Origin of the sequence: Mangrovivirga cuniculi (assembly GCF_005166025.1) — a bacterium.
Classification (GTDB): Bacteria; Bacteroidota; Bacteroidia; order Cytophagales; family Cyclobacteriaceae; genus Mangrovivirga; species Mangrovivirga cuniculi.
This window is the reverse complement of sequence record NZ_CP028923.1, coordinates 3,278,779-3,291,818: the sequence shown is the minus strand read 5'-3', so window position 1 is coordinate 3,291,818 and position 13,040 is coordinate 3,278,779. Positions and strand designations below refer to the sequence as shown.

11 protein-coding genes, 1 tRNA gene and 1 pseudogene are annotated in these 13,040 nt (G+C 37.0%); 4 read left to right on the top strand and 9 right to left on the bottom strand.

All coding sequences use genetic code 11. The features are described from left to right. Positions 1–378: 378 nt before the first annotated feature. From dapA to DCC35_RS14500, 7 genes are all read right to left on the bottom strand, one after another. Positions 379–1,266 carry a 4-hydroxy-tetrahydrodipicolinate synthase gene (gene dapA / locus DCC35_RS14525; protein ID WP_137091490.1) on the bottom strand — a complete coding sequence of 296 codons (888 nt, stop codon included), beginning with the start codon at positions 1,264–1,266 and terminating at the stop codon, positions 379–381. Next, positions 1,263–1,787, bottom strand: a complete 525-nt coding sequence (locus tag DCC35_RS14520) for a DUF6913 domain-containing protein (protein WP_137091489.1) — start codon at positions 1,785–1,787, stop codon at positions 1,263–1,265. Before DCC35_RS14520 ends, dapA begins: the two co-directional genes overlap by 4 nt. A 4-nt stretch (positions 1,788–1,791) precedes the next feature. Then, positions 1,792–3,003 (bottom strand): NAD-dependent DNA ligase LigA, encoded by a 1,212-nt coding sequence (ligA, locus tag DCC35_RS21875; RefSeq protein WP_317128946.1) that lies wholly within the window; start codon positions 3,001–3,003, stop codon positions 1,792–1,794. Positions 3,004–3,020: 17 nt separating this feature from the next. After that, positions 3,021–3,803: an NAD-dependent DNA ligase gene (locus DCC35_RS21870; RefSeq protein WP_317128945.1), complete on the bottom strand. Its 783-nt coding sequence runs from the start codon at positions 3,801–3,803 to the stop codon at positions 3,021–3,023. Positions 3,804–3,938: 135 nt separating this feature from the next. After that, complete coding sequence (locus DCC35_RS14510) at positions 3,939–5,777, bottom strand: M1 family metallopeptidase (protein WP_137091488.1); 1,839 nt, start codon at positions 5,775–5,777, stop codon at positions 3,939–3,941. Positions 5,778–5,940: 163 nt separating this feature from the next. Next, positions 5,941–6,687, bottom strand: a complete 747-nt coding sequence (locus DCC35_RS14505) for a YebC/PmpR family DNA-binding transcriptional regulator (RefSeq protein ID WP_137091487.1) — start codon at positions 6,685–6,687, stop codon at positions 5,941–5,943. Between the two features lie 78 nt (positions 6,688–6,765). Beyond that, positions 6,766–7,638 (bottom strand): DMT family transporter, encoded by an 873-nt coding sequence (locus DCC35_RS14500; RefSeq protein ID WP_394347706.1) that lies wholly within the window; start codon positions 7,636–7,638, stop codon positions 6,766–6,768. Positions 7,639–7,671: 33 nt separating this feature from the next. Between DCC35_RS14500 and DCC35_RS14495 the strand changes: the two genes are divergently transcribed. Further along, a complete protein-coding gene (locus DCC35_RS14495) occupies positions 7,672–8,136 on the top strand; it encodes a peroxiredoxin (RefSeq protein WP_137091486.1) in 465 nt (154 codons plus the stop codon). Here the strand turns inward: DCC35_RS14495 and DCC35_RS14490 are convergent. Beyond that, positions 8,126–8,683 carry an ABC transporter ATP-binding protein gene (locus DCC35_RS14490; RefSeq protein WP_394347705.1) on the bottom strand — a complete coding sequence of 186 codons (558 nt, stop codon included), beginning with the start codon at positions 8,681–8,683 and terminating at the stop codon, positions 8,126–8,128. The genes DCC35_RS14495 and DCC35_RS14490 overlap by 11 nt on opposite strands. A gap of 326 nt (positions 8,684–9,009) precedes the next feature. Here DCC35_RS14490 and sucC point away from each other — a divergent pair. The 3 genes and pseudogenes from sucC to DCC35_RS14475 all read left to right on the top strand — a co-directional run bounded on the left by sucC (position 9,010) and on the right by DCC35_RS14475 (position 11,496). Continuing rightward, a pseudogene (gene sucC, locus DCC35_RS14485) lies at positions 9,010–10,220 on the top strand (ADP-forming succinate--CoA ligase subunit beta). Between the two features lie 16 nt (positions 10,221–10,236). After that, positions 10,237–10,309 (top strand) — tRNA-Arg (locus tag DCC35_RS14480). Between the two features lie 275 nt (positions 10,310–10,584). After that, complete coding sequence (locus tag DCC35_RS14475; RefSeq protein ID WP_175402831.1) at positions 10,585–11,496, top strand: DUF6089 family protein; 912 nt, start codon at positions 10,585–10,587, stop codon at positions 11,494–11,496. A gap of 117 nt (positions 11,497–11,613) precedes the next feature. Here DCC35_RS14475 and DCC35_RS14470 read toward each other — a convergent pair whose 3' ends face one another. After that, the gene (locus DCC35_RS14470; RefSeq protein WP_137091483.1) at positions 11,614–13,038 is read right to left on the bottom strand and encodes a glutamate synthase subunit beta; all 1,425 of its coding nucleotides are present in this window, start codon (positions 13,036–13,038) and stop codon (positions 11,614–11,616) included. Positions 13,039–13,040: the final 2 nt, after the last annotated feature.

Genomic DNA, 13,040 nt, shown 5'->3' with positions numbered 1-13,040 from the left:
TGGTTCGTGTCTCCACGAAACGGAACATACCAGGAACATATTTACCTAATACTTGAAGTGGTCCGTGAGGACACGTACCACGGCTTTGTGGTGATACGCCCTGGTTCGTGTCTCCACGAAACAGAACATACATGTAACATCCCATTCTAATACTTGAAGTGGTCCGTTAGGACACGTACCACGGCTTTGTGGTGATACGCCCTGGTCCGTGTCTTCACGAAACGGAACATTAAACCTGGAACGTACCCTCCTAGTACTTGATGTGGTCCGTGAGGACACGTACCACGGCATTTTAAGTTTTGGGTCAAAATATAAACAATAGATGCTATCATTTTATGATAACCTCCAGTTTATTATAATAACTTTCTTAGCATACTATTACTCAAGTAATCCGGCATCTTTCATAGCCTGCTCTATATTCTCAGCAAGTGATTCAGAGCACTCAACTAATGGTAGCCTGACATAATTATCACAAACTCCCAATATTTTTAAGGCCTGTTTAACTCCAACCGGATTTCCTTCTACATACATTAATGGACTTACTTCAGTTAATTTATAAGCCTCATTTTGGGCAGCTTCAAAATTACAATTCCAATAGGCCTCTTTCATTCTTTTAAATACTCCAGGGTAGGCATTCGCAAGCACACTTATTACCCCGACTCCTCCAATGCTATAAATAGGCAGGGTCAGGCCGTCATCTCCTGATATGAGTAAGAAGTCAGCAGGTTTATGTTTTGCTATCCTCATACATTGGAAAAGATCTCCTGAAGCTTCTTTGACGCCAATTATATTGTCATGATCAGCAAGCCTTAAAGTTGTATCAGATGTCAGATTTGATGATGTTCTACCGGGAACATTATATAAGATTACCGGTACAGGACTTTCATCTGCTATGGCAGAATAATGTCTGAATATACCTTCCTGGGAAGGCTTATTGTAATAAGGGCTGACAGATAAAATAGCATCCACACCATTAAGATCAGTATCTCTGATTTCCTGTATAACATCTGAAGTGTTATTGCCACCAATCCCATAAACTATTGGTACATTGTCCGGATTATTTTCTTTTACAAAAGAGAGTACAGATGCTTTTTCATCTGAATTTAGAGTGGCTGTTTCACCGGTAGTTCCCATAACTACCCAGTAATCGACGCCTCGTTTATGAGTATATTTAAGTAATTTCCCTAACCCTTCAAAATCTACTTTTTTATCACTGGTCATTGGCGTTACCAGCGCTACACCTGTGCCTTTTAATTGATCGCTCATTGATGATTTAAATCTTTTGTATACTTTAATAATTCTTCAAATTCCCTGGGGTAATTCTTATCAGATACATTGATCATAAAATCAAGAATCTGACTGTTTTCATCAGTGTAAAAACCTACTCTTGAAACGGCATTTGATTTTAACACCACATTTTTAACAAAGGGATTAGTACTAAAATCAAGCAAATATAAATAATCAAAGGGTTGCTTTTCAAATTTCTTAACTTCTTCTGCCTCTATTATACCAGTAAATGATAGATGATTTTCAGAAAAGTAGTCATATTTAAATTCGTAATTCTCTTCAGTTTTAGGAACAAAGGTCAATACTTCTACGTTTTTTTGCATTTCATTCAACTGTTTGACAAAAGATTTTACAGCAGTGAACTTTTCTTTTCCCTCCATTGTGAAAATTACTCCAATGTTTTTCGCACTTCTGAACGAAGGATTTGGCCGGTTTGAATATTGTGATTTAACCAGCTGGGAATTTCTTATTTGAAGTAATTTTATGTTTATGCCTAACATTTTTTTATATCATTTCATTGAAATCCTCTTCAGTGATGACAGGGATATCCAGTTTTTTAGCTTTTTCCAGTTTACTTGGTCCCATATTTTCTCCTGCTACAATATAATTTGTTTTAGAAGAAATTGAACCAGTTACTTTACCGCCATTTTTTTCGATTGTTTCTTTCAGTTCGTTACGGGAATAAATTTGAAAGACCCCTGAAACCACAAAATTCAGTCCTTTAAGCGTATCAGTTTGACCTTCCAGTTCTTTCTCTGAAAGACTCATTTGTAATCCGTAAGATTTTAACCGGTCAATTATGTTATTATTATCCTCTTCGCTGAAAAACTCAATAACACTTTCAGCTATTTTGCCTCCGATCTCTTCTACTTCAATTAATTCATCATAGGTGGCTTTATGCAAATTATCGATAGACTTGAATGCCTTCGCTAATTTCTTTGCAACCGTTTCACCAACATAACGAATGCCTATTGCATACAATACTCTTTCAAACGGCACATTTTTAGATTGCTCTATGCCTTTTATTAATTTATCAGCAGACTTTTCAGCCATCCGTTCTAATGGAAGAACATCTTCTTTCTTTAAGGTATAAAGATCTGCAATATTATTCACAAGATCATTACTGTACAATAGCTCAATAGTCTCAGGACCCATTCCATCGATATCCATTGCTTTTCTGGAAATGAAATGTTCCATTTTACCTTTTATTTGCGGAGGGCAACCATGAACATTCGGGCAATAATGCTGGGCTTCACCTTCTTTTCTGTTTAATTCGCTACCACATTCCGGACAATTTTTTATGAATTCAACCTTTTGACTATCTTCAGGTCTTTTGGACATTTCAATTCCAACAATTTTAGGAATGATTTCTCCTCCTTTTTCAACTTTAACAGTATCCCCGATTCTAACATCCAGTTTTTCGATCTGATCTGAATTATGGAGAGAGGCTCTTTTGACGGTAGTACCTGCTAAAAGCACCGGATCTAACACAGCTACGGGAGTTACTGCACCTGTCCTTCCAACCTGGTAAACGATGTTTTTCAACTTCGTAGTTACCTGTTCTGCTTTAAACTTGTATGCTATGGCCCACCTCGGTGATTTTGCAGTGCTACCTAACTCTTCCTGAAGATCGTAGCTATTAACTTTTATTACAATGCCATCAATCTCAAAATTCAATTTATTTCTTTCAGAATCCCAATAATCAACAAACTCCATTATTTCATCTATAGAGTTTACCTTTTGATCATTTTTTCAGACTCCTTAGGAGCTTTGAATCCCCATTCTAATGCTTTTGAAAGACTTTGGAAATGATTGTTTATATCGAGGTCGTTTCCGGTTACACTGTATAAATAACAATCCAGTCCACGATCTGAAACTACACTGCTATCTTGCAATTTTAAGGTTCCCGATGCCGTATTCCTTGGGTTAGCATAAGTTTCTTCACCAGCTTCCTCTCTGTCCTCATTTAACTTCCGGAACCTGTCAAGGGGAAAAAATATTTCACCTCGAATTTCAAAATCATCAGGGTGATCACCTTTTAATTTTAGAGGGATTGTTCGGATAGTCTTAACATTGGTTGTTACATCCTCTCCCTGGACACCATCTCCACGCGTTATTGCCTGACTGATGATGCCATTTTCATATCTTACCGAAATAGCAACTCCGTCATATTTTAATTCGCATACGTAAGTTAGCGGATGATCAATTAGCTTTTTGATGCGGTTTTCCCATTCAATAATCTCCTCTTTACTATAAGTATTGCTAAGAGAGAGCATGGGGAATCTGTGCTTTACAGTTTCAAATTCTTTGGTGACTTCTCCACCTACACGCTGAGATGGAGAATCTGGTTGTTTAAGTTCAGGGAACTTATCTTCCAGATCTTCAAGCTCTTTCATTTTTATGTCGAACTCGCGGTCAGATATTTCAGTTTTATGCTCAACGTAATACAAATGATTATGATAGTTGAGTTCTTTTGTTAGTTCCTGAATTTTATCCTGAGCTTCTTGTTTCGTCATAATTGTCGTCTGATTCTGTAAAGCAACAAATCTAACTTAAAATTAGCTTACCTAAATATAGGTGATGTGAATTATTTGTATTGCTTTTAAAATTTAAAAGCAAAATAAAAAAGGCGCCTTTTAGACGCCTTTAATTTATTGATTTGATTTTGTGAATGTATTATTATTCCGATTGATGTCGGCCATGTAATTGTCTCTGTCAATTTCAATTTTGAGGATGTTTTGAGGAGCAATATCCAATTCAACTGTATAAGTAGGATGGGTCCAGCCCCAGTCAGGTAATATAGTGACATCGTCATTGTTGAAATCTTTTGCACCACGCATAACAGCCAGAGGAACATAATATTGTTCTTCTTTTCCATCTTTTAATGTTACGGTAAATTCAACAGGCATAATTGCTGTTCCTTTTCTGGTAAGGATTACCTCTGCATTTCCATTTTTTTCATTTACTCCTTCTACAGCATAATCAATTACTTTGGTTGTGAAGAGCATATCGTGTAGATACCAATCAAGAACGAAACCGGATTCCTTTTCCATTATTCTGATGAAATCCCATGGTGTTGGGTGCTTAAATTTCCAGGTATTGAAATATCTTTTCATACCATTCCAGAAATTCTCTTCACCTACGATATATTTTAATTGATTTAAAAATATGGCTCCCTTGCTGTAAGAGTTTATACCATAAGCAGTATTCGTTTCGTAATGATCACCATGAGTTGACATTGGCTCATTAGCTTCTGATTTAGCCAGATACAAATACCCTCTGTAGCTTCCTGCTAAAGGTTGTCCGTTTTTATTAAACAATTCAGACATTACCAGGTCAGAAGCAAAAGTAGTAAATCCTTCGTCCATCCATGGGTAAAGACTTTCATTAGTTGCCAAAACACCCTGGTACCAGCTATGTACTAATTCATGAACCGTAACTCCGATAAGAGAACCAAAAGTACGACGACCGGTGATCAACGTAGAAGTCGCATATTCCATACCTCCATCACCACCTTGAATTACACTGAAAACGTCATAAGGATAAACTCCGAAGTTTTCGTTCATCACTTCAAAAGCCTTTGCAGTAAATTCAGGGAGCTTTTCCCAATTATTTTTCACGCTATCTATTTCATCCTGGTAAAGGAAATGAAGAGTTAATCCAAAATCAGTGGTTAGCGTTTTATGAACGTAATCCGGATCAGCTGCCCACATGAAATCGTGGACTTTTTCTGCTTTGAAATGCCATGTTTTTGTTTTGCCTTTTGAAGATACTTTTGCTCCTTCATCTTCATAGCCAAAGCCAACTTCATTGCCATTTACAACATTTCCTGAACCTCCAAGGACATAATCCTTGTCAATAGTGATTTTTACATCAAAGTCAGACCATACTCCATGGAATTCTCTACCTATATATGGATCGGGATGCCAGCCATCCTGGTCGTACTCGGCCATTTTAGGATACCATTGAGACATGCTATATCTGATTCCTTCTTTGCTGTCTCTTCCTGATCTTCTGATCTGAAGTGGGACTTGAGATTCAAATTTCATATCGAAAGTGCTTGTCTGACCCGGTAGAATAGGCTCGTCAAGGATTACCTCAAGAACAGTACCTTCAATTTGATATTTAAGTTTATTGCCGTTTTGTTTTAATTCATTGATTTTATGATAACCAATTTCTTTTTCTGACAATTTTGAAATTCTATCCTGAACTCTACGATCCGGATCCTGAATATTTAATGAACGCACATCCATCTGGCTACCAGGTTGGAATGCGTTAAAGTATAAATGGTAAAATACCCTGGTCAGAGTATCAGGAGAGTTGTTGGTGTACTCTAGAGTCTGATTTCCAGTAAACTGATTTTTTTCAACATCCATATCAATTTCCATTGAATAATCAGCTTCTTGCTGCCAGTATCCTGGTTTTTGAGCCATTGATGTTAATGGCGACAGCACAAAAATGAATAGTAAAAGTTTATTAAAGTATTTCATCAATATTAGTAATTGGGTTTTTCACACAAATATATTATCCCGGGTTCTAGTGAACCTGACAATTTTTAAAAATGGTAAATTATTATGATGGCTGGCTGATGGGTGTGTAATTAACGAAAAAAAAGCACAAGTGTTATACCAGTGCTTTTTTTAAGATGTTAAACTATATTAATTCGTATTGAGATTCATTTATATCCAGGTTGTGATATACCTTTTGAACATCGTCGTCATCTTCTAATGCTTCAATTAGTTTCCATACGCTTTGAAGATCTTCATCACCCAGTTCGGTAGTCGTTTTTGGAATTCTTTGAAGTTCTGAAGTCTCAGTTTCTATCTCCAGTTCTTCAAGTTTCGATTGCATGGATCCAAAGTCTTCCATTGCAGTATAAACAGTAATGAATTCATCATGTTCTTCGACTTCTTCTGCACCGGCATCGATTACTTCAAGTTCAAGAGATTCTTTATCCATTCCTTCCGGTTTCTTAAATATAAACACACCCTTTCTATCAAATATAAAATCCAAAGAACCATTTGTGCCTAATGAACCACCGTATTTGGTGAAGGCAGCCCTTACAGCTGCGACTGTTCTGTTAAGGTTATCGGTCATCGTTTCAACAAAAACTGCGATACCATGCGGTGCGTATCCTTCGTAAGTATGTTCTGTATATTCAGTAGCATCTTCCCCGGCAGCTTTCTTGATAGCTCTTTCAATATTGTCTTTGGGCATATTTACACCCTTAGCATTTTGAACTGCCAGTCTCAAACGAGGATTAGCATCCGGATCAGGACTTCCACCCTCTTTTACTGCAATGTGGATCTCCTTGATTAGTTTGGTAAATATCTTTCCTCTCTTGGCGTCTTGTGCACCTTTCCTGCGCTTTATGTTCGCCCATTTACTGTGTCCTGCCATAAAAAACTCTTTTTTACAAAAATAATTATATCATTTCTTAAATAAAAGCCTGAAAAAATCCTTGTTGATACAAGCTTTCTATTCACTCTTTTGAGTGGCTATTTTTCTTTTATCTGACCATGTTTTAAACCAGACATTCAAAATTACGCCCACTAATACAACTCCCATACCAACATAGGTGTAAAAATTGAATGTTTCATCAAAAATAAGATATCCAAATCCAAGGCCATAAATTATACCCAGATATTTTAATCCTGCTACCTTTGCAATAGATTCTTCCTGAAATGCTCTAGTCATGTAGTATTGGGCAATTTGAGTTAGTACTCCGACGCCCAGAAGGAGGAGCCATTCTATGCCTTGAGGAGTTACCCAGTGAAATGCTGAATAGATGGAAACTAAAGGCAATGTTACGAGTGGGAAATAGAAAACAATTACCAAAGGATGTTCAGAGGTGTTTAGCTTACGAACAATGTTGTAGGCCAGTCCTGCAAAAAATGCAGAAAGTATACCAAGAACGAGAAGTTCTGTTGAAATTCGTTCATCAAACCCTTTAATTATTAGTATTCCGGCAAAAGAAACCATGAAAAATAAAAATTGCCAGGGGCTAAGCTTTTCTTTTACAATAAAAATGCCCAAAATCGCAGTGAAAACAGGAGCAAGGAACTGCAAAGTGACAGCAGTTGCCAGTGGAATGCGTTGTAAAGTATAGAAATAAATTGTTAATGCGATCGCTCCGGCAAGACCTCTGCCAATGAGTAACTTTTTATTGTTACCCCAGACAGATACCTTTTGCCTTCGCAGGATCATCGCACTTAAAATAAAAGAAATGAGGGACCGGAAAACAATTATTTCTGTTGCAGGTATGTTAGTAAGGTACTTGACGAGTACATTCATTAATGAAAAGCAAATGCCTGACAGTAACATAAAACGTACTCCCTTAGATAAATACATATTGATTGTTAAAGATTTTAGCGTCTGTTAAAAATGCCATTAAAACAAGGAACGAAAGCACCGGTATTTAGTTTAGCATCTACAGCGGGAAATTTATTTTCTCTGGAAGAGACCTTAAAAGGAAAGCCATGTATTTTATTTTTCTACCCTAAAGACTTCACCCCCGGGTGTACAAAAGAGGCTTGTTCATTCAGGGATGAGTTTGAATATTTCAGTTCTGTTGAAATCCCTGTGTATGGTATAAGCCGGGATGAATTGGTTACTCATATACATTTTAAAAATAAATTTGATCTTCCTTTTGATCTGCTTGCTGATGAGACTGGAAAGGTTTCGAAGATGTACAGGGCGAAGGTTCCTTTTCTGAATATGACTAGACGCATAACTTACCTACTTGATCACGATCATGTGATCAGGTATTCCTATGAAAATATGTTCGGAGCTGAAAAGCATATCGAAGAAATGAAAAGAATTATAGCAGAACTTGAAGTTACACTATAAGACCATCCTTCATTTCAAGGCATCGATCGGCCATTGATGCTAATTCATTATTATGTGTAACAATCACAAAAGCTCTTCCAAATTCATCCCTCAGGTCGAAAAACAGGCGGTGTAATTCTGCAGCATTTTTAGAGTCCAGGTTTCCTGAAGGCTCATCAGCAAAAACAATTTTTGGTTCATTGATTAATGCCCTGGCTACAGCCACTCTTTGCTGCTCACCACCACTCATTTGTGAAGGTTTATGATGAAACCTGTCTTTAAGGTTTAGCTTTAGCATTAATTCTTTTGCTGCATTTTCAGTTTCCTGCTTACTCTTTTTTCCATTAATGAAAGCTGGTATACAGATATTTTCGAGCGCAGTAAATTCTGGCATCAGATTGTGAAACTGAAAAATGAACCCAATATTTTCGTTTCTGAACCTGGCCATTGCTTTTTTATTGAGCTTATTGATTTCCTTGTTTTGCATGGTCACTCTACCGGAATCTGCAGTGTCTAGAGTACCCAAAATATGAAGGAGGGTGCTTTTTCCTGCTCCGGAAGCTCCCACAATGGAAACTACCTCGTTAGATTTTACAGTAATATCTATTCCTTTAAGTACCTCAAGGGTACCATATTTCTTTTGATTTGTTCAGCTTGCAGCATACTGGCGCAAGATATGAATTTTAATAAAAAAATAGTCGATATGTAATCGTATTATGCTTCTATATTGGTAGAAATACCTCATTTTCAATCAAAAGCTAAGAATCATTTAATGATAATAGCTTGAAAATACTCGCAAAAGATTCTATTCCATCGATTGCATAAAATATAAAAAAGTTTATCCTGCTTGAAATATAATCTTAAAAGGGCTAGATTCGTGCAAAATTTTGAGACATGAACATTCACGAATATCAGGCAAAATCCATATTAAAAAAGTACGGTTGTCGAATTCAGGAAGGTTTAGTTGTAGAGTCAGCTGACAGAGCATTGACAGCAGCTAAAGAACTTAAAGCTGAAACAGGCACCGAATGGTTCGTTATTAAAGCTCAGATCCACGCAGGTGGTAGAGGTAAAGGTAAAGTACAGGAAACTGACTCTAACGGAGTAGTTCTGGCTAAAAGCCTTGATGAAGTACCAGAAAAAGCTAAAGGTATCCTTGGTGGTACATTGGTTACTCATCAGACTGGTGAGGAAGGTAAAAAAGTTCACAAGGTGTTGGTTGCACAGGATGTATATTATCCGGGCGAATCAGAGCCAAAAGAATTTTATCTTTCAGTTTTACTTGACAGAGCGAAAGGATGCAATGTAATTATGGCATCTACCGAAGGTGGAATGGACATTGAAGATGTCGCAGAAGAAACACCGGATAAGATATTTAAAGAATGGGTAGATCCTGCAGCTGGACTTCAGGGTTTCCAGGCAAGAAAAATTGCTTTTGCACTCGGACTTGAAGGCAATGCTTTTAAAGAAATGGTGAAATTCATCATGTCGCTTTACAAAGCATACGAAGAAACTGATTCTTCGATGTTTGAGATCAACCCTGTTCTTAAAACTTCAGATAATAAAATTCTTGCCGTTGATGCAAAGGTTAATCTTGATGATAATGCATTATTCCGTCACAAGGATCTTGCAGAATTCAGAGATATCACTGAAGAAGATCCATTAGAGGTTGAAGCTAATGCTGCCGGATTGAACTATGTGAAGCTTGATGGTAATGTTGGCTGTATGGTTAATGGTGCCGGTCTTGCAATGGCAACAATGGATATTATCAAGCTTTCAGGTGGTGAGCCGGCAAACTTCCTTGATGTTGGAGGTGGAGCAAATGCTGAAACAGTTGAAGCCGGATTCAGAATTATTCTTCAGGATCCAAATGTAAAAGCTATACTAATTAACATTTTGGTGGTATTGTAAGATGCGACAGAGTGGCTAATGGTGTAGTTGAAGCATATAAAAAGATTGGAGATATCGACGTTCCAATCATTGTAAGACTGCAAGGTACGAATGCAGAAGAAGGAGCGAAGATTATTGAAGATTCTGGATTGAAAGTATCTTCAGCAATCGTTCTTAAAGATGCTGCTGCAAAAGTAAAAGAAGTATTATCATAAGATAAGTAATATTTAAGCACCCGTAGTTCAACTGGATAGAATACCAGATTTCGGCTCTGGGGTTGAGGGTTCGAATCCTTCCGGGTGCACAGAGGTCTTCAAATTTTTTGAAGACCTCTTTTTTTATTGTTATATTACTTAGTTAAGTCTGATTTTGAAGTAAGATATTTTTGTACTATTTCAATTTTTAAATTAAAGGAATTAGGAGACTATATTATATCTGTATTAATAAAAGTATCTGAACTTATTAATATTTTAATTGTTTATCGAAAACATACGTTATGTTTTCATAATTTTTTGTTTAATTGCTATGAATAGGCTAGTAGAATTCATATTTTTACCTAAAACCTGCAGAACAATTATTATGCAAATAAAAAGGGTCTTATTATTTATTCTTTTCATATCATTTATCGCTATCGAATTAGATGCTCAAAGTTTCTATGGGCTTCGTAGAGACAGACCATGGCAGGTAACGTTCGGAGGTGGAGTTAGCACCTATTATGGAGATATGAAAGAAGGTCGTTGGATCGACGATAATATTAACATCTCAGTAGGAGGGATGTATAAGATCAATCAGCATCTTTCACTACGTTCTGAATTAACTTATTTCAGATTGTCGGGGGATGACAGGGATAGTAAAAATGAAACTTCTATTAGGGAAAGATATTTAAGCTTCAGAGCTGATAATTTTGAGTTAAATGTTCAGGCTGTAGTTTATTTCTTTAATAATGGACTATCATATTATATCAGACCACCAGTTAATCTCTATGCTTTTGGAGGTATTGGCGCATTTTACAGTAATCCAAAATCTGAAATTGATGGACAGTGGTATGCATTAAGGCCAGTTGAGACTGAAGGTGTTGGTTACTCTCCAATTCATGCTAATTTTAATGGAGGACTAGGTGTTACTGCCAAAATCACCTATAATTTGAGTCTGATGGCAGAGGCCGGATGGAGAATAACAACGACCGATTATATTGATGATGTAAGTACACAATATATAGATCAATCAAACTTTGCTGATCCCATTGATAAATTACTTGCAGATAGAAGACCATTGTTTGGTCAGCCTGCCTGGGAAGAAGGCCATATCAGAGGGAATCCCAGTGAAAATGATGGCTATATGTTTATTCAGTTGAAATTGCAATATTATCTTGGTATCAACAGGAATAAAGCTAAATCCCAGCGTGGCAATTATAAAAATAGAACAAATTATCCTGGAAGCTTTGGAGGAAGAAATAAAAGAGGATTTTTTAACAGGCTATTCGGGAACTAAGATATTTATGATTTATAAGTTAAACCTCTGTAAATTTCACAGAGGTTTTTTTATGCATAAAAATAGGCTGTTTGGAAATCAAACAGCCTCGCGATCGGCTTTTATTTCATGTTTGGGTTAGCCGGGGAATGATCGCGCTTTATTTTCCTTATTTTCATTCTCGTATATATAATCCATAATTGCAAAAGCAGCTTCACGACCATCAAGAGCGGCGTTAACTACCAGGTCAGCACCTCTGCTACCATCACCACCTGCAAAGACCCCTTCTACATTAGTTTCACATTTGTCTGTGACCTCAATTGCATTCCATTTATTGGTTTTTATATTATTTTCTTCTAAAAAGGTAAGCTTCTCATTGTTAAAGCCCAAAGCAAGAATAATCACATCTGCATATTTGATTTCCTCAGTGCCTTCTTCCTCAATTACCTGCATACGTCCGCCCTCTGGAGATGGCATTAACTTTGTCTTAATGAATTTGACACCAATAATATACCCTCTGTCATCTGCCACAAATCCTTTCGGCTGCATTTGCCAGATAAATTCTACGCCTTCTTCTTTGGCTGATTGAACTTCCTTAGCACTGCCGGGCATATTTTCCTCGTCTCTTCGATATACACAGCGAACACTAGTCGCATTTTCTCTTATCGAAGTTCTAACACAGTCCATCGCAGTGTCTCCACCACCTATGACCATTACATTCTTTCCTTTGACAGAGTATTTCTTATCATATTGTTGGTCGAAAATTTTCTTTTGGATATTGGTCAGAAAAGGAACAGCCATAAATACATTATTCGCACTGTACCCCTCATAATTTAAAAGTCTGCCTTCCATGGCCCCTATCCCTATAAAAATGGCGTCGTATTCTTCTTTTAACTTTTCAAATGATACATCCTTACCAATTTCAGTATTCAAATTAATTTCCAGACCTGCTTGATAAAGCTGATCCATTCTTTTGTCTACTACTTCCTTTTCTAGTTTGAATCCTGGAATTCCATAAGTAAGAAGCCCACCTGCTTTATCTGCTTTTTCAAAAATAACAGGTTTGATTCCGGCTCTTAGCAAAAAGGTAGCACACGATATACCTGCAGGACCTGAGCCGATTATTGCTACTTTTTTATCAGAGGTTATTCCCGGATATTCGGGTTTCATACCCTTTTCGAATCCTTTTTCCGTTATACTAACCTCGATTGAACCTATTGTTATCGCTCCAAAGCCATCATCTAAAGTACAAGCTCCCTCACATAACCTGTCTTGTGGACAAATTCTACCAAGGATTTCAGGAAACGGTGAAGTTTCATTACTTATCTCAAAAGCAAGTTCAAGGTCCTTCTCAGCAATATACTTTAGCCACTGAGGAATATTGTTGCTCAATGGGCAGCCTGTAGAACTACAATAAGGATTGCCACACTGAATACATCGGTCAGCTTGTGTACCAGCTTCTTCCTCAGAATAGATTTCGTATATTTCATCAAAGTTGTTAACCCTTTCATCACCGGGTTTAACCTTTGGATTGATTCTTTCTATCTTTGTGAATTCCTGCAATT